Below are 16,723 nucleotides of genomic sequence, written 5' to 3'. Positions count from 1 at the left end.
CAAAGATTGGCGGTTTGCCCCGTTCACAAGTTGATGTAAGACCGGATCGTCGCCTGCCGGCGATATGAGGTCGTCCATTTTCCGGGGAACGTACACGGAATGAAGCGTTATGCCGGTTTCATCGCCCTGGGCCTTCTGTCGCTCGGCGCCTTATGGTTCGCGCAGCAAAATCCGGCCCCAACCACACCGGCCGACCGGCAGACACAATCCCAATCGGAGACCGCCGGCAATTCCGGGCCGGACGCTCCAGGCCGCGCGGTTTCTCAAGCGAAGCCGGATAAGAGGCCTCCGCCACGCGGAAGCGGCTTCGATTTTTATGTGCTCTCGCTTTCATGGTCACCGGCATTCTGCGCCAGTTCCGAAGGCTCTGGCAACCGACAGCAGTGCGGCAGCGACAGGCGTTACGGATTCGTGGTGCACGGGCTGTGGCCGCAGAACGAAAACGGCTATCCCGAATTCTGCCGAAGCGACGAGCCTGAGCGTGTTCCGGACGCGATTGGCCGCACCATGTTCGACATCATGCCCTCCATGGGCCTGATCGGCCATCAGTGGCGCAAACACGGCTCCTGTTCCGGCCTGTCGCAGCGAGACTATTTCTCGGCGACGCGGGCCGCCTTCGAGGCCATCCGGCTGCCGGAGAGAATCGCTTCCGGCGCCGAAACAGCCGCGCTTTCAGCCGATGCGATAGAAACCGCCTTCACCGATGCCAATCCCGGCCTGTCGAAACGCGGCATTTCCATCAGCTGCGATGGCAAGCGCCTCGAAGAAGTGCGCATCTGCCTTAACCGTGACATGACATTCCGCGACTGCCCGGAGCTTGACCGCAAGGGCTGCCGCGCGAGTTCAACCGAAATCATCCCCATTCGCTGATCAACCCACAGGGACCCAACCATGGAACTGCTCTATTCGCCCGCCTCCCCCTACTCCGCCAAGGTGCGCATGGCGGCCCGTCATCTCGACATCGACATAACCTCCGTTCGCGTTGACACCAACGCCGAGCCGGCCACGCTGATGGACAATAATCCGCTGGGAAAGATTCCGGTGCTGCTGCTTGATGATGGCGAATCGGTCTACGACAGCGTGGCCATCATGCATTATCTCGACCGTCTTTCAGGCGGCAAACTCTACCCCAAAAAGAGCGGCAAGCGCACGGATGTGGAAATTCTGGAGGCGCTGTGCGACGGCATCATGGATTGCCTGCTGGCCATCGTCTACGAGCGCCGTTTCCGACCGGAAGAGAAAATTCACCAGCCCTGGATCGACAAGCAGTGGAGCAAGGTGGTGCGCGGGCTCGACCATCTCAACGCCAACCTGCCGAAGACCGGCAAGAAGCTGCACGGCGGCCATTTCGCGCTGGCTGCGATGATCGGTTATCTAGACCTGCGTTTTGCGGGCGAGTGGGCCGAAGGGCACGATGCGCTGGCGGCATGGCCGGAAACCTTCGGCAAGCGTTTCGAGGCCTATACGGAAATGAAGGCCGCCGCCTGACGTGACCGCGCAGAACACCCGGCTTTTTGCCGGGCGTTCAACGGCAAATTACAGACACAAAAAAGCCGGGGCATGACCCCGGCTTTTCTTTGACCGATCCGGAAAGGATCAGAACTTGACGCCGATACCGGCCTTGACCGAGTGGTCGTCATAACCGCGCGAGAAGGCGTCGTTGCCGAGCGTGTAGTCCTTCTTCTGGTAATCGCTGTAGCGATATTCCAGACGGGCGGTGATGTTGTCGGTCACCATAGCTTCTACACCGGCACCAACCGTGTAACCGAGAGCCGTGGCGCTGTCCTTGTTGACGCCGTCACGAACCTTGTTGTCGGAGACAGCAAGACCGGCCGTACCATAGAGCAGGAACGGGTTCATGTCGTAACCAACGCGGCCACGCAGCGAGCCGTTGACGCCCTGCTTGCCTTCGACCGAGCGACCTGCGACCGTACCGGCGGAACCGCGCTCGTCACCCATGTTGACGTCAGCTTCGGCACCGTAAACGATCTGGCCATTCTGCCAGTTGTAACCGCCGTACAGACCGCCGCCAGCGCCCTTGGCGTCACGGCCGTCGTTGCTGGAGCTGAAACGGCCCCAGTCGTAGTTGACGGTACCACCGAGGTAAGCGCCGGACCAGTCCTTGACCGGTGCTGGCTGGTCGTAGGAAACCGGTGCCTGCGGCACTTCGTTTACGGCGTCAGCGGCGTGAGCAGCCGAAAAGCCAGCGGCGGCCATGGTCGAAGCCATAAGGGTTGCTACGAAAATACGCATGTTATTCTCCTTTCAGGACCGCTCTGCACTCAAAACATTGTTTTCAGACGCGGCATAATTCGTCGGGTTGATCGCCCCTCTGGAAACCGAATTTGATGGGAGAATGCGGAGATCAAAGAGCCAAAATGTGAATTGTTTGGGGCAGACGCGTGACTAGAATTAGACGTTGCCTAATTGCCACAAGGGTTTTATTAACCCTAACAGAAGGCTAAACAAAAATAGATCGCCTTTAAACTTCGTTATATTAAAATTAAACCGAAATTGCATTGTGAATAAAAAATCGCCCAATTCTTTTCGGGCCGAGTGACAGCTTGCGATTTGCATTTATATCCAGCAAATAGGGCGTGTATGAGCAAATGCAGGTCCGCTGTGAAAGAAGATATACCGAAGACAGTCTTGATTACCGGGGCCGCGCGGCGGCTTGGGCGCGCTATCGCCACCGATCTGGCCAGCCACGGCTTTGCGATCGCAGTCCATGCCAATGAATCGATCGCGCAGGCGGAGGAATTCGCTAACGAAATAAGGCAGAAAGGTGGCAGGGCTGCAGCCGTTCAGGCGGACCTGACACAATCAGCCCCGACAGCGGCGCTGATCGAAAAGGCGTCTTCCGCCCTCGGCCCCATCGGCGTCATCGTCAACAATGCGTCTGTTTTTCTCGGCGACACGGCGGAAGCGCCTGACCCTGATATCTTCGATGCGCATTTTGCCGTGCATGTGCGGGCGCCTTCCCTCATCGCCGCCGCCTTTGTCGAGCAATTGCCCGCCGATAAATCCGGGCTGATCGTCAATATCATCGACCAGCGTGTGCTTGCGCTCACGCCACGCTTTTATTCCTACACCCTTTCGAAATCAGCGCTTTGGACCGCCACACGGACGATGGCGCAGAGCTTCGCGCCGCGCGTCAGGGTGAATGCCATCGGGCCTGGGCCCACCTTCAAAAGCGAAAGACAGGCGCCCGAGGACTTTCAGGCGCAGATCGACGGCCTTATATTAAAGCGTGGTCCTGCGCCGGACGAATTCGGGCGGACGATTCGCTTTCTTTACGACACGCCGTCGGTCACCGGACAAATGATCGCGCTCGACGGCGGCCAGCATCTTGGCTGGGAAACCCCTGACGTGGCGGAGATACCTGAATGAACGGAAAGAAGCTGCCTGATGGCGGTATTCTCTTCGATGACACCGACGACGAAGATGACGATGCAAGCCTTGTCGCAACGGAAACGGCCGAGGCTCCGCGCGACGTCGCCGGCATGGACTGGAATGCGGGATGGAAGAACGAATCCGGCCTGAAGGGCATGGACCTCATTGGCGAATTCGTCAAACACCTGCCCAATGCGCCGGGTGTCTATCGCATGTTCAACGAGGCGGGCGACGTGCTTTACGTCGGCAAGGCACGCTCGTTGAAGAAGCGCGTCGGCAACTATGCGCAGGGCCGCGTGCATTCCAACCGCATCGCCCAGATGGTGCGTCACACAACGCACATGGAATTCGTCACCACCCGCACGGAGACCGAGGCGCTTCTTTTGGAAGCGAATCTAATCAAGCGCTTGCGGCCGCGATTTAACGTACTTCTGCGCGACGACAAGTCCTTCCCCTATATTCTCATCACCGCCGACAACCGTGCCCCAGCGATCTTCAAGCACCGGGGAGCAAGGGCGCGCAAGGGCGACTATTTCGGACCCTTCGCGTCCGCCGGCGCGGTTGGCCGCACGATCAATTCGCTGCAGCGCGCCTTCTTGATACGCACCTGCACAGACAGTGTGTTCGAAACCCGCACCCGTCCCTGTCTTCTGTACCAGATCAAGCGCTGTTCCGGGCCCTGTACGCATGAGATCAGCGACGAGGGCTACGCGGAACTGGTCAAGGAAGCCAAGGATTTCCTGTCCGGCAAGAGCCAGAGCGTCAAGACCGCAATTGCGCGACAAATGAACGAGGCTTCCGAAGACCTCGATTTCGAGCGCGCCGCCATCTATCGCGACCGGCTGGCGGCACTTTCGCACGTACAGAGCCACCAGGGCATCAACCCCGCCGGCATTGAAGAGGCGGATGTCTTCGCCATCCACCACGAAGGCGGCATTTCCTGCATTCAGGTGTTCTTTTTCCGCACCGGCCAGAACTGGGGCAACCGCGCCTATTTCCCCAAGGCCGATCCGTCCCTGCCCGGCTCGGAAATTCTCAACGCGTTTCTGGCGCAGTTCTACGACGACAAGCCGGTGCCGAAACAGATCCTGCTTTCCGAAACGGTGGAGGAACAGGAACTGCTGGCGGCCGCCCTCGGGGAGAAAGCCGGGCACAAGGTCACGATCAGCGTGCCGCAGCGCGGCGAGAAGAAGGACATTACCGATCACGTGCTTGCCAACGCCCGCGAGGCGCACGGCCGCAAGCTCGCGGAAACATCGTCTCAGGCGCGGCTGCTGAAGGGCTTTGCCGAGACTTTCGGCCTTGCCTACGTGCCTCGGCGGATCGAAATCTACGATAACTCGCACATCATGGGCACCAATGCGGTCGGCGGCATGGTGGTGGCGGGGCCGGAAGGTTTCGTGAAGAACCAGTATCGCAAGTTCAATATCAAATCGACCGACATCACGCCGGGCGACGATTTCGGCATGATGCGGGAGGTGATGACCCGCCGCTTCTCACGCCTGCTGAAAGAAGAAGGAAAGCCGGATCGCGAGCGCATACCGACAGCAGAAGAAGCTGCCGACATGCCCTTCCCCGCCTGGCCGGATGTGATCCTGATCGATGGTGGTCAGGGGCAGATGACGGCGGTGCGGGCCATCCTCGACGAACTCGGCATTCGCGACTGCGTGACCGCCATCGGCGTCGCCAAAGGCGTGGACCGCGAGGCGGGCCGTGAACGTTTCTTCGCGGACGGGCGCAGCGATTTTTCCCTGCCGCCACGTGATCCCGTGCTCTACTTCATTCAGCGCATGCGTGACGAGGCGCACCGTTTCGCGATCGGATCGCACCGGGCCCGGCGCAAGAAGGAAATGGTGCGCAATCCGCTGGACGAAATCTCGGGAATCGGACCGGGGCGCAAACGTTCGTTGCTGCAGCATTTTGGAACCGCCAAGGCGGTTTCCCGCGCGGGCCTCAATGACCTGATGGCCGTCACCGGCATTTCCGAGACGGTGGCGCGACAAATTTACAATCACTTCCACGAGAGCGGCAGCGATTGACGCAGAACGGCGGGGCTGACCTGCTAAAAAAACATAATCACGTGTTGACGCTATGCCCTAGCGGCGGCATCAAGGCAGCTGATCTCAGACTGACAGGTTTCCCCATGGCTTCGCGCGCATACAGCATTCCCAACCTCCTCACTTATGGCCGGATTCTCGCTGTTCCGGTCATTGTCCTTTGCTTTTACGTTGAAGGAAAACTGGAGAGTTCGGATTTTGCGCGCTGGACGGCACTGTGGCTGTTCATCATCGCCTCGCTGACCGATTTCCTCGACGGTTATCTGGCACGCATCTGGAACCAGACGTCGAATATCGGCCGCATGCTGGACCCGATCGCTGACAAGCTGCTGGTCGCATCCGTCCTGCTTCTGATGGCGGCCGACGGTACCATTGCCGGCTGGTCGCTCTGGGCGGCCATCACCATTCTCTGCCGTGAAATTCTTGTTTCCGGCCTGCGCGAATATCTGGCGGCGCTGAAGGTCAGCGTTCCCGTCACCCGCATCGCCAAATGGAAGACCACCATCCAGATGGTCGCCATCGCTTTCCTGCTCGCGGGTCCTGCTGGCGACAAGGTTCTGCCATACACGACCGAGATGGGCATCACGCTTCTCTGGCTGGCCGCAGCGCTCACCATGTATACCGGTTATGATTACTTCAAGGCTGGCCTCAAGCACATCGTGGACGAAGAATGATGACACGGATCGTTTATTTCGCCTGGGTTCGCGAGAAGATCGGCACGGATGAAGAGGAGCTGGACCTCCCTTCCTCCATCACTACGGCCGGCGAGCTGATTGCCTGGCTTGCGACGCGCGGTGAAAATTACGAGGCTGCCTTCGAATTTCCCAATGTCATCCGCGTTGCGGTCAATCAGGAACACGTCGAGCATGATGAAAGCATCGTCGGCGCGCGCGAGATCGGCATTTTTCCGCCGATGACGGGGGGATGAGCGAATGCAGCCGACCGTCCGTGTCCAGGCAGAGGATTTCGACGCTGCGGAAGAAACCCGCCGGCTGACGGAAGGTGACAGGAGCATCGGCGCGGTTGTCGCCTTCACCGGGCTCTGCCGGGATGATGGCGGCACGCTCGCGGCGCTGGAACTGGAACATTATCCCGGCATGGCGGAAGCGGAAATGACGCGCATCGCCAAGCTCGCGATGAAACGCTTCGGCCTGCTTGGCCTCACCGCCATCCATCGCCACGGCAAGATCGCCACGGGCGAAAATATCGTCCTCGTTATCGCCGCTTCATCGCATCGACAGGCGGCCTTCGATGGCGCGAATTTCGTGATGGACTACTTGAAGACATCCGCGCCGTTCTGGAAAAAGGAACATGGCAAGGATGGAACGGCGGGCGAGTGGGTTGCGGCAAAGACAACCGACGATACGGCCAGGGAAAAGTGGCGATAACGCCTTGCTCTTCCCGCATGGTCCGGTTGAAGCGGGCACCGCTTTCGTCAATGCCCTAAGGCGCTTCAACCCTGCTGCGCATGATAACCAGCCAGCCGACCAGCATCGCGAGGACCATCGCATCCCGCCAGGCGGCCGGTCCGTAACCGACCCAGAGAGTTTCCGCAAAACCGACGGCGGCGGCCCCAAGCCCACAGATGAGCGGACTGGCATAACCGCCCGCCGCAGAAATCAGCACCACCTTCAGGCCAAAGACCAGACCGGCCCCGAAATCCATGGTGCCGTAATAAAATGTGGCCAGCACGCCCGCGATGGCGGCGACGAGACCCGCCGCGCAATAGGACATGAGAAATATCCGGCCTGCATTTACCCCGCACAAGGCTGCAGCAAAAGCATCGTCCGACACTGCCTTCCAGCGCCTGCCGAAAGCGGAGCGGCCAAGATAAAACGATCCGGCGAGAATGAGCAGGCTGAAGGCCATCGTATTCAGCATTTGCATCGGCGTCAGCGTCACGGCGAAGCCGCCATCGGCCCAGAAACGTATCGGCTCCGACAAAAGCGGCGGGAGCCATAATTGCCGTGTATCGGCGGCCAGCCTTGCACTTTCCGTCAGCGCTATCAACACCCCGATGGAAGCGACCGTCACCGCGTTGGGAGAGGCTTTCGCTAACGGCCGCATCACCACCCTGCCGATGAAACCCGCCGCCCACAGCCCGCCGAACAGGCCCGCCCCTGCCCCCAGCGCCAATGTCGCCGGCAGAACAAGCCACAGGCGGCTCCAGCCGAAATCGGCAAAAAGCAGGCAGGTCTGGCCAGCAAAGGCGAATATGGCGCCATAGGTGACATCGGCGCGTCTGGTGACTGAAAAGGCGATGGCGTAACCAAAGGCCAGAACCGCATAAAGCGCGGCGACCGGCACGGCATTCAGCAATTGTTGCAGGAAATAAGCCAAGCGCGTCCTCCCGGTGTGATTATAACTATTAAAACCTGTTTTGATAGTTATAATGTGCGGCATGACCTTTCGCTGGACAGAACATCGTTTCGCGGGCGGCGCATTGGCGCTGGATGTTGCCAACAGCGTGATCCTGCGTTCAGACGCCGCTAGATCGGTAGACCGCTTCGCCGTGCCCGAGCAGATCGCCACCTTTGCCGAAGCGGCGACACGGCTTGGTGCGGAGCGAGAAAGATTTCCCCCCCTCGTCGCGCCCGACGAAGAGAGACGGCCGGTTCTTTTCGATCTGCGCGAGGCAATCGACGATTATTTTCGCTCGTCCATCGCCGATGGCGGCGAGGACGACGGGAAACTGGCGCAGTTTCTCTTCGCTTGCGGCGCCGCCCTGCGCATGTTCCCGAAGGCAGAACATCTCGCCAATGCCACCGCCCACTCCGCACTGTCGCTGCTTGCGGACGAACCACGGCAGCGGTTGAGAATCTGCGGCAATTGCGGCTGGCTGTTCATCGACCGCAGCAGGAACAGAAGCCGGATCTGGTGCGATATGGCGGTGTGCGGCAACCGGCAGAAAGCCAGCCGGCACTATCACCGCACGAAGGAGACGCGGTCATGAAGAGAACCGGCCTGCCATTGCTGGCAATGGTGGCGATACTCACCCTTTCCGGCTGTCAGCGCGAAGAACCGCGCGAGGTGGCGAAAGTTTCCGGCCGCATGTTCGTCTTCAACTATCGCGTGGCCATCGCCACCTATCTGGTGACGCTGCAGCGTATTGCCCCCATTCGCGATGGCAGCAGCGTTGAAGCAAGATTCGAAAACCCTCGCGGAGGGCCCGACCTCACCACCCGCGAGAAGATTTTTCCGAAGGACGAAAGGATCACCGTTCAGAGCCCGCCGGTCGAATGTGTGAAGCAGGATCGGCCCTACAGGGTCACCGTCCGCATCAAAGGGCCGGATGGCGATATTCTGCAGACGATCGAGACCACCATCCGCTCCGATACCGACCAGTCAGCTCTCCCCGCCAAGCCGCTGGTCGTCGGCCCGCTCTATACGCCCAATCCGGAGGTGTTTAAACCTGACGGAACGATTGATATGCGGCCGGCTCAGGGGTGCCCGGCGTCGTAGGGACTGACGGAGCGAGTGCAACCTCTCCTCGTGCCTGTGCTTGTCACAGGAATGATGATGAAGGCGGGTGCGGCGTCCCCTTATCGCAACAAAAAACAAAAAACGGAGCCTTTCGGCTCCGCTTCTTCGAGTCTTTTCAGCGGCTTCGAGCAATCGCCTGATAGAGCGATTCAAGCCGTTGAGACTTTGAATCAGCCGACGATTTCGGTTTCGGCGAACCAGTAGGCGATTTCCTGAGCGGCGGTTTCCGGAGCGTCGGAACCGTGAACGGAGTTTTCGCCGATGGAAAGCGCGAAGGTCTTGCGGATGGTGCCTTCAGCGGCCTGGGCCGGGTTGGTGGCGCCCATGATTTCGCGGTTCTTGAGGATGGCGTTTTCGCCTTCCAGAACCTGAACGATGGTCGGGCCGGAAGTCATGCCTTCAACGAGTTCGCCGAAGAAGGGGCGCTCCTTGTGGACGGCGTAGAAGCCTTCGGCTTCGCGCTTGCTCATCCAGACGCGCTTGGAGGCGACGACGCGCAGGCCGTTGTCTTCAAATACCTTGGTGATCGCGCCCGTGAGGTTACGCTTGGTTGCGTCCGGCTTGATCATCGAAAATGTGCGTTCAATCGCCATGTGTCCGTTTCCTTTTCCTTCAGAGAAAGTGGGCGGTCTTTACCCGCCCAAAGGCCCGAAAACAAGGGGGATCAATGAGATTGCGGCACTGACGGCAGACATTTCACGCCGCTGTCACACTGCGGCCCCTTGCATCGTAAAGATCGAGGCACCCTTCGAACCAGTCGCGCACAGGGTCATTATCTGAAAACAGATCAGCACCGGTGGTGATCCTCGCCCATTGCAGCGCGCCGAAAACGATGTAATCCGAAAAAAGCGGCGACGTGCCGCCGATGAAGGGCTGAAAACTCAGCATCCGGCGGATGGGAGCGAGCAAGGCAGGAAAGGCGGCGATCTCGTCTTCGCGGTTGGCGACGACATCCTCGAGCGGGCGGCCAAGCGCCCTTGTCCGGCTTTCGCGGAAATAACGACGATCCGGCTCATCCAGCATATTGTGGATATCCAGCACGGCGATACGGACGATGGCCGGATGCAGCTGTGTTTGGGACCAGCTTTCGACAAAGCGCGCCATGGCCTTGCCGCCCTCCCCATCGAACAATGACGGCCGCTCCGGGTAGGCCTCGTCCAGATAAAGGGCAATCTCGAAACTGTCGCTCACCAGGCGGTCGCCGTCCCGCAGGATCGGCACCGTCTTCGAAAAACCATCCTCCACGGTCGGGATGACGGTGAAGGGCAACGGACGCTCTTCGAAATCCAGTCCCTTATGCGCCAACGAAAACACGGTTTTCCAGCAATGGGGGGAAAATGGCCTGGAGACATCGCTTCCGCAGAGCGAATAGAGGGTTCGGGAATTCGTCATGGGCTGCACCTTCTCTGCAATAACGACCAAGCGATATAAAATCGGCGGGAGCCGGAAATCAAATCAGCATTTGTCATGTTATCAATCAAAGGACGTTTGAAAGGTTCCGTTCGCCAAGGGCCGAAATAAAACCTGGAGATGATGAATTTCGCTCGCAGGTTTAGCCAATTTTAAGCCGTCTCGCCTATGATTTGGCCATTCCGAAAACGGTTATTTCGTTCGATTGATAAGACCATCGATACTGGAGCTGACAGCGATGACATCTGCTGGCGATAAAAAACGCGAACAGGCGAGAAGTAGTCTTGTCCTTACCAAGGTCGCGCAGTTCATCGCCAGGATGAATATTGCACCATTGCCGCGCAATTACGAATTGATCTATGAAATATTGTCGGGCCATAACCCGGCCATGGGCCGAGACATCCTGGCGCTCGGTAATGCGCCGCAACAGCACGAGATCGATCTGGTTGGCCAGAGGCACAATTTGCCCGGCTTCTCCCGCATCGAAGCGGAACAGATGGCCAGCGAGGCCTTTGGAACGCTGAAACAGATTTCCGCAAGGCTGGAAGCTGGCCAGAGGCGCACGGAAGCCTTCATCGGACGCCTTGGCGAAGACGAAACTGTTGGGTCCCCGGCCACCGATCGCGTCGCCCGATTGCTGGACGACATCCACGAGGAACAGACCAGCCTAAGGCATTTCATCTCCATGGGGCTGATGAAAATACATGACGTCGAAAGGCGGCGCGCCGAACTGCAGGCCGGTTCCCTGCGCGACGTGCTGACGGCGCTGCCCAACCGGGCGGCTTTCCTCGAAAAACTCGGAGAGCTTTTTGCCGGAGACAGGGCCGCCTCCGCGACATCGCTGATGCTCCTCAATATCGACCATTTCCGCGAGATCAACGCCAAATACGGCCCCGCCGCCGGAGACAAGGCCCTGCGGCGGCTTGCTGGGCTCTTTCGCAAGACGATCAAGAAGGATGATTTTGTCGCCCGCATCGGCGGCAACGAATTTGCTTTCCTGTTTGCAGGCGTTGCGCAAAACACGGCTGAGGCGATCGCTGAACGTCTGCGGCAAAGCGTCGAAGCCTTGCGCTTCGTGACGAGTGAGGGCGGCGGCGAGCATCTGACGGTTTCAATCGGCGTCGCCTCGGTGGACGGCACCGCAACGCCCGCGGAATTCTTCAGCCAGGCTGAATTGGCCCTGCTTTGCGCCCGGTGCGGCACCCGCAACTGCGTCGTCGGTTATTGCAGGGACCTCGCGCAGCACAATCGCGACAGCTATCTCGCGCAGTTGGGTTGCTAGGACATTTCGGCAAGCCTTCAGGATGGGCTTATATCCGGAAAACGAGCTGCCATCCCGCGCCTTGTCCCCGTTTGCCGCCTCTTCATTTCCGACCTCATAACTGCCGCGGTGTGGCGTGCCTGCTCTTGCCTTGGTCACACAGTTCGGCCAAAACGACGCCATGATTACGATTACCGATCTTTCGGCCCGCATCGCCGGGCGTCTGCTCCTTGACCACGCCAGCGTGACGCTTCCCGCCGGTGTGAAGGCGGGCCTCGTCGGCCGCAACGGTGCCGGCAAATCCACCCTTTTCCGCATCATCACCGGCGATCTCGCGGCAGAGGGCGGTTCGGTGACCATTCCGAAACAGGCCCGCATCGGCCAGGTGGCGCAGGAAGCGCCGGGCACGGAGGAATCTCTCATCTCCATCGTGCTTTCCGCTGACAAGGAGCGCAGCGCGCTTTTAGCGGAGGCGGAGACCGCAACCGATCCGCATCGTATCGCAGAGATCCAGATGCGGCTTGTCGATATCGATGCCCATTCGGCGGAAGCGCGTGCATCGAGCATTCTTGCCGGTCTCGGTTTCGATCATGAAGCGCAACTCCGCCCAGCCTCCTCCTTTTCAGGCGGCTGGCGCATGCGTGTGGCGCTCGCCTCGGTGCTGTTTGCCGAGCCAGATCTGCTGCTGCTCGATGAGCCGACCAACTATCTCGACCTTGAGGGCACGCTGTGGCTGGAAGAATATATCCGCCGCTATCCGCACACCGTCATCATCATCAGCCATGATCGCGATCTGCTGAACAACGCCGTCAATTCCATCGTGCATCTCGACCAGAAGAAGCTGGCCTTTTATCGCGGCGGCTACGATCAGTTCGAGCGGCAGAAGGCCGAGGCCGACGAATTGCAGATGAAAGCCAAGGCGAAAAACGACGCCGCGCGCAAGCACCTGCAGAGCTTCATCGACCGTTTCCGCGCCAAGGCCACCAAGGCCCGTCAGGCGCAGAGCCGCATCAAGGCCCTGGAGCGCATGGGCACCGTCGCCGCCGTGATCGAAGATCATGTGCAGCCGATCACGTTTCCCGAGCCGGAAAAACAGCCGGCCTCGCCGATCGTTGCCATCAATGGCGGCGCTGTCGGCTATGAACCGGGCAAGTCCATTCTGAAACACCTCAACCTGCGCATCGACAATGACGATCGCATTGCGCTGCTCGGCTCCAACGGCAACGGCAAATCCACTTTTGCGAAGTTCATTTCCGGCCGTCTCGCCCCGCAGGCGGGTGATCTTCGCGTCGCGCCCGGCCTCAAGATCGGCTTCTTCGCGCAGCATCAGCTCGACGATCTGGTGCCGGATGAAACTCCGGTCGAACATGTGCGCAAGCTGATGCCGCTGGCACCGGAGGCGCAGGTGCGGTCACGCGTGGCGCAGATGGGGCTTGCGACGGAAAAGATGGCGACGGCTGCCAAAGACCTTTCCGGTGGCGAAAAGGCTCGCCTGCTGATGGGCCTTGCTGCCTTCCACGCACCCAACCTCTTGATCCTCGACGAACCGACCAACCATCTCGATATCGACAGCCGCCGGGCGCTGATCGAGGCGCTGAATGATTATAATGGCGCGGTGATCCTCATTTCCCACGACCGCCATCTTATTGAGGCGACCGTTGACCGGCTGTGGTTGGTGGCCGACGGGACGGTCAAGACGTTTGAAGGCGACATGGAGGAATATCGCGATCTCGTCGTTTCCTCCGGTAAAAAGAAGGACGACAAGAGCGACGCCGTTGCCGATCAGGCTTCCAAGGCCGATCAGCGCAAGGCAAGCGCGGAAAAGCGTGCCCAACTCGCGCCGTTGAAGAAAAAGATCAACGAAATCGAATCCCTGACGGCAAAGCTTGAGAAACTGATTCAGACGCTCGACACCGAACTGGCCGACCCGGCACTATATGAAAAAGCCCCTGCCAAAGCCGCTCAGAAAGTCAAGGAGCGTGGCGAAGCCGCTGCCAGGCTATCGGATGCGGAAGAGCAATGGCTGATGCTTTCCAGTGAATACGAGGAAGCAATGGCCGGCTGATGCGCGACGGCACAGGAGCGGCGGCCTCTTGCGAAGCCGCCGTATCGCATTGACGAAACTTACTTCGCACCGATCGTGTTCAGACCTTCACGCGCACATTCGGCATCGATTGCACCCGACGGCGCGCCTCCAACGCCAATACCGCCGACGAGCGCGTCGCCGATCTTGATCGGCAGCCCGCCTGCCTGAATGACCATGCGCTCATCCATGTTGCGGAGGCCATCATTGGCGGGCTTGGAAGCGATGAATTCGGCGATCTCGCCAATGTCACGGCCGAGCGATGCGGCAGCGAATGCCTTGCCGGTGGCGCTGGAGACCGTGTGCGGACCTGAACCATCTGCTTTCAGGACGGTCTTTACGGCGCCGTCGCGGGCGACGATGGCAACGGTGACAGCGTTGCCCTTGGCCGAGCAGGCCTGAAGTGCCGCACTGGCAGCCTTTTCCGCCAATTCGAGTGGCAGGTAAGGTGCGGTCGGCAGCGTCTGCGCCAGGGCGACCGAAGGAGCGAGCAGAGTGGAAACAACGAGAAGGTTGCGGATCATGAAAAGGTCCTCTTGCTTGATGAGGACTGCAGTTTAAGCGGATGGCGTTGAGCCGCGAATCCGTAAGACTTTCCGGCTGCTCGGTAGTTCTACCGATCCGCACCCGCTTCCAGCCAAAGTCTTGTCATTTCCGCCTGCGAGGTTGTGCCGAGCTTCAGGCCAATGGCGGCGCGATGGCTGTCCACCGTGCGTGGCGACAGACCAAGTCCGTCTGCGATCTGGCGCGAGGTATAACCGAGCGCGATGCGTTCAAGTATCTCCCGCTCCCGCGCGGTCAGCAGTGACAGGAGTGCCAAATTCTCCGCCTGCAGCGCTTTTGCGTCAAGCGTGCGGGCCAATATCCGGTGCGCTTTCTGGATCGCATCGATGAGATCCTGTTCGTCGACCGGCTTGGAGAGAAAATCCACCGCCCCATTGTGGAAGGCTCGGCGGCAGGCTTCGATGTTGCCGTGACCGGAAATGATGATGACCGGCCAGTCTATCCCCTCTTCCGTCAGTTTCTCCTGCAATTTCAATCCGGTTATGGCGGGCATGCGAATATCGAGGATCAGGCAGCCCGGCTCGAGGGCGGCAAGCTGGCTGAGAAACGCCACGGGATCAGCAAAGCCCTTCGCCTTTATGCCGACGGTGGAGAGAAGCAGGATGAGCGCCTTGCGCACGGCGTCATCGTCATCAACCAGATAGACGGGCAGCGTCATGGGTCCCGTGCCTCCGGTGCAAGCGGGAGGACAACCCGGAAATGGGCACCATTCTCACTCGCGACGTATCGGATTTCACCGCTGGCGCGTTCCACCAGCCTCTGGCTGAGGGCAAGCCCCAGCCCCATTCCGTTGTTTTTCGTGGTGGTGAAAGGTGTGAACAACCGGTCGCGCAGCTCGGGCGCTACGCCGGGGCCGTTATCGGCAACATCGAGAACGGCGAAATCACCGTTCCGGCTCAATCCTGCCGTGATCGCACGTCTGCCTTCAATGGCAGTGAGTGCGTCAAGCGCGTTGCGCAGCAAATTGAACATGACCTGTTCTATTTCGACGGGATCGACCCGCACCGGAAGCGGTACTTCCGGCATCGCGATATCAATGCTGGCCTCATGCCGGGCCGCTTCGCCGGCAAGCAGCGCATCGACATTGCGCAGGGCGGCGCGCAGGTCATGCGCCGCGACCGGCTGGCGGTGCGGCAGCGACCAGTTGCGGAACCGGTCGAGCATATTCGCGGCGCACCGCGCCTGATCGATCATATCGTCGAGAGCACCGGAAAGAGCCGTGACATCCTGACGGGCAAGCAGCCGCCTCCCCGCCTGCGCCTGCGCCAATATCGCCGTCAGGGGCTGGGTAAGCTCGTGGGCAAGGCCGCTCGCCATTTCTCCGAGAGCGTTAACCCGCGAGGCGTGGGTCAGTCTCGCTTCCATGCCGCTCAGTTCGGCGCGTCTTTCGGCGGCGCGCATGCGCGTCCTCTGTCTTGTCATGACAATACCGAGCACGAAAACGACGCTTGCGCCAGCCACGCCCGCCAGCAGGGCGCGGCCGGGCAAAAGGTCCCGCCAGGTGATTGCGAGCGCGACTTCCAGTGTCAGAGGCTGGCTGGCGCTGCTGAGCTGCCGGACATATTGCGGCGCTTCCGGCATCGTGGGTGGGCCGAGAAGGACTGTCCCGCCAGGCATTTTAAGACGGATCACCGCCTGTTTTTCCGACCAGAACGCAGCGTCGGACGCGAGAAGCCGCCCGGCATCGACGGCAAGCACCAGCACCTTCGAGGCCGACCCGCTATTGGGGCTGCGCTTGACGATCATGTAATGGCCGGGTCTGAGATCGCTCGCCACCAGAGCCGGCCGGCCGGTAAAGACCGATGCCGCCTCGCGGATCGTCGCTGCCAGCTCGCTCTCCAGCGGCCGTGTGCCGACAACAGGCCCCGCCTCGTTGAGGGAAACCAGCTGGACCTCGTCAATACGCGGGTAAAATTGCAGAATGGGTGCCGCGACATCGAGCAAGAGGCGATAATCCGCCCCCTGCTGCGCCTGCGCCACCGCCGAAAGCGCCGTCACATGGGCATCATGCTGATCGGCCCGGCGGGATGCCTCAGCCTGCAACGCATCGCTCTGCCGTGCCAATTCGCCGAGCAGGCTGACATATTGATAAGCCGCCAGTCCGGACACGACGGCTGCCATAAGCAGTGCCCAGACCAGAAACAACTTGAGAAACGGCCGCCCCGACAGCGGCCATGGCGCGTGCGCCATGCGCCGGCTGCCGGAAAGGGAATGGGCGGTGGCATCAAGTGAGCGGCCGGCCGCAGCAGCGCCCCTGGCCGCTTCGTTCGGTCGGCGCTCGACCGGCGTTCCGGGCATGTCGTTCCATGCATCGTTTTTTTCAAGCATCGGCTCGCCCGCATGACCGACAGAGCGGATCATGACATTCGTTTAACAGGTGACTTTTCTCAGCACAGACAGTGAGAACATTCAATCCGGCCCCAGCCGAATTTACCCCTGATTATCATTGGCGCGGGAAGATGTGGGCGGTGC

The 16,723-nt window shown here is 60.1% G+C and carries 18 protein-coding genes; 11 read left to right on the top strand and 7 right to left on the bottom strand.

The genetic code is table 11. The annotated features are described in order from the left end of the window. Positions 1 to 99: 99 nt before the first annotated feature. Together AGR2A_RS07185 and AGR2A_RS07180 are read left to right on the top strand one after the other, a co-directional pair. On the top strand, positions 100 to 870 hold the full coding sequence (locus tag AGR2A_RS07185) for a ribonuclease T2 family protein (RefSeq protein WP_045534218.1): 771 nt from the start codon (positions 100 to 102) through the stop codon (positions 868 to 870). A gap of 21 nt (positions 871 to 891) precedes the next feature. Then, positions 892 to 1,488 carry a glutathione S-transferase gene (locus tag AGR2A_RS07180; protein WP_072494268.1) on the top strand — a complete coding sequence of 199 codons (597 nt, stop codon included), beginning with the start codon at positions 892 to 894 and terminating at the stop codon, positions 1,486 to 1,488. 108 nt (positions 1,489 to 1,596) lie between these two features. On the opposite strand, the gene AGR2A_RS07175 is transcribed toward AGR2A_RS07180, so the two are convergent. Beyond that, entirely contained in the window at positions 1,597 to 2,253 is a 657-nt protein-coding gene (locus AGR2A_RS07175; RefSeq protein ID WP_004441118.1) for an outer membrane protein, read from the bottom strand. A gap of 348 nt (positions 2,254 to 2,601) precedes the next feature. Between AGR2A_RS07175 and AGR2A_RS07170 the strand changes: the two genes are divergently transcribed. From AGR2A_RS07170 to AGR2A_RS07150, 5 genes are all read left to right on the top strand, one after another. Further along, on the top strand, positions 2,602 to 3,390 hold the full coding sequence (locus AGR2A_RS07170) for an SDR family oxidoreductase (RefSeq protein ID WP_072494267.1): 789 nt from the start codon (positions 2,602 to 2,604) through the stop codon (positions 3,388 to 3,390). Then, positions 3,387 to 5,432 carry an excinuclease ABC subunit UvrC gene (gene uvrC / locus AGR2A_RS07165; protein ID WP_072494266.1) on the top strand — a complete coding sequence of 682 codons (2,046 nt, stop codon included), beginning with the start codon at positions 3,387 to 3,389 and terminating at the stop codon, positions 5,430 to 5,432. The genes AGR2A_RS07170 and uvrC overlap by 4 nt, the downstream gene beginning before the upstream one ends. 104 nt (positions 5,433 to 5,536) lie before the next feature. Beyond that, positions 5,537 to 6,124, top strand: coding sequence for a CDP-diacylglycerol--glycerol-3-phosphate 3-phosphatidyltransferase (gene pgsA / locus AGR2A_RS07160; protein WP_004441114.1), 588 nt, complete (start codon positions 5,537 to 5,539; stop codon positions 6,122 to 6,124). Beyond that, a complete protein-coding gene (gene moaD / locus AGR2A_RS07155; protein WP_006700176.1) occupies positions 6,124 to 6,378 on the top strand; it encodes a molybdopterin converting factor subunit 1 in 255 nt (84 codons plus the stop codon). The genes pgsA and moaD overlap by 1 nt, the downstream gene beginning before the upstream one ends. 4 nt (positions 6,379 to 6,382) lie before the next feature. Further along, positions 6,383 to 6,838 (top strand): molybdenum cofactor biosynthesis protein MoaE, encoded by a 456-nt coding sequence (locus AGR2A_RS07150; protein WP_072494265.1) that lies wholly within the window; start codon positions 6,383 to 6,385, stop codon positions 6,836 to 6,838. Between the two features lie 55 nt (positions 6,839 to 6,893). Here the strand turns inward: AGR2A_RS07150 and AGR2A_RS07145 are convergent, their stop codons facing one another. Further along, positions 6,894 to 7,790 carry a branched-chain amino acid ABC transporter permease gene (locus AGR2A_RS07145; RefSeq protein ID WP_072494264.1) on the bottom strand — a complete coding sequence of 299 codons (897 nt, stop codon included), beginning with the start codon at positions 7,788 to 7,790 and terminating at the stop codon, positions 6,894 to 6,896. Between the two features lie 52 nt (positions 7,791 to 7,842). Here AGR2A_RS07145 and AGR2A_RS07140 point away from each other — a divergent pair, with 52 nt between their 5' ends. Continuing rightward, entirely contained in the window at positions 7,843 to 8,403 is a 561-nt protein-coding gene (locus tag AGR2A_RS07140) for a CGNR zinc finger domain-containing protein (protein ID WP_172873451.1), read from the top strand. After that, positions 8,400 to 8,912 carry a hypothetical protein gene (locus AGR2A_RS07135; protein WP_072494263.1) on the top strand — a complete coding sequence of 171 codons (513 nt, stop codon included), beginning with the start codon at positions 8,400 to 8,402 and terminating at the stop codon, positions 8,910 to 8,912. Before AGR2A_RS07140 ends, AGR2A_RS07135 begins: the two co-directional genes overlap by 4 nt. 191 nt (positions 8,913 to 9,103) lie before the next feature. Here the strand turns inward: AGR2A_RS07135 and ndk are convergent, their stop codons facing one another. Both ndk and AGR2A_RS07125 read right to left on the bottom strand, forming a co-directional pair. Further along, entirely contained in the window at positions 9,104 to 9,526 is a 423-nt protein-coding gene (gene ndk / locus AGR2A_RS07130; RefSeq protein ID WP_003496769.1) for a nucleoside-diphosphate kinase, read from the bottom strand. Between the two features lie 103 nt (positions 9,527 to 9,629). Next, entirely contained in the window at positions 9,630 to 10,325 is a 696-nt protein-coding gene (locus AGR2A_RS07125; protein ID WP_004441100.1) for a glutathione S-transferase family protein, read from the bottom strand. Between the two features lie 256 nt (positions 10,326 to 10,581). On the opposite strand from AGR2A_RS07125, the gene AGR2A_RS07120 reads away from it, so the two are divergent. Both AGR2A_RS07120 and AGR2A_RS07115 read left to right on the top strand, forming a co-directional pair. Next, positions 10,582 to 11,625 carry a GGDEF domain-containing protein gene (locus AGR2A_RS07120; protein ID WP_072494262.1) on the top strand — a complete coding sequence of 348 codons (1,044 nt, stop codon included), beginning with the start codon at positions 10,582 to 10,584 and terminating at the stop codon, positions 11,623 to 11,625. A 160-nt stretch (positions 11,626 to 11,785) separates the two neighbouring features. Beyond that, on the top strand, positions 11,786 to 13,669 hold the full coding sequence (locus AGR2A_RS07115) for an ABC-F family ATP-binding cassette domain-containing protein (RefSeq protein WP_072494261.1): 1,884 nt from the start codon (positions 11,786 to 11,788) through the stop codon (positions 13,667 to 13,669). Positions 13,670 to 13,728: 59 nt separating this feature from the next. Here AGR2A_RS07115 and AGR2A_RS07110 read toward each other — a convergent pair whose 3' ends face one another. The 3 genes from AGR2A_RS07110 to AGR2A_RS07100 form a co-directional block, all read right to left on the bottom strand. Next, complete coding sequence (locus AGR2A_RS07110; protein WP_004441094.1) at positions 13,729 to 14,211, bottom strand: GlcG/HbpS family heme-binding protein; 483 nt, start codon at positions 14,209 to 14,211, stop codon at positions 13,729 to 13,731. Between the two features lie 89 nt (positions 14,212 to 14,300). Next, on the bottom strand, positions 14,301 to 14,909 hold the full coding sequence (locus tag AGR2A_RS07105; RefSeq protein WP_072494260.1) for a response regulator transcription factor: 609 nt from the start codon (positions 14,907 to 14,909) through the stop codon (positions 14,301 to 14,303). Next, the gene (locus tag AGR2A_RS07100; protein WP_072494259.1) at positions 14,906 to 16,612 is read right to left on the bottom strand and encodes an ATP-binding protein; all 1,707 of its coding nucleotides are present in this window, start codon (positions 16,610 to 16,612) and stop codon (positions 14,906 to 14,908) included. The genes AGR2A_RS07105 and AGR2A_RS07100 overlap by 4 nt, the downstream gene beginning before the upstream one ends. Positions 16,613 to 16,723: the final 111 nt, after the last annotated feature.

The organism is Agrobacterium genomosp. 2 str. CFBP 5494, assembly GCF_900013495.1.
Taxonomy (GTDB): domain Bacteria; phylum Pseudomonadota; class Alphaproteobacteria; order Rhizobiales; family Rhizobiaceae; genus Agrobacterium; species Agrobacterium pusense.
This window is presented reverse-complemented; position numbering and strand designations above follow the sequence as displayed.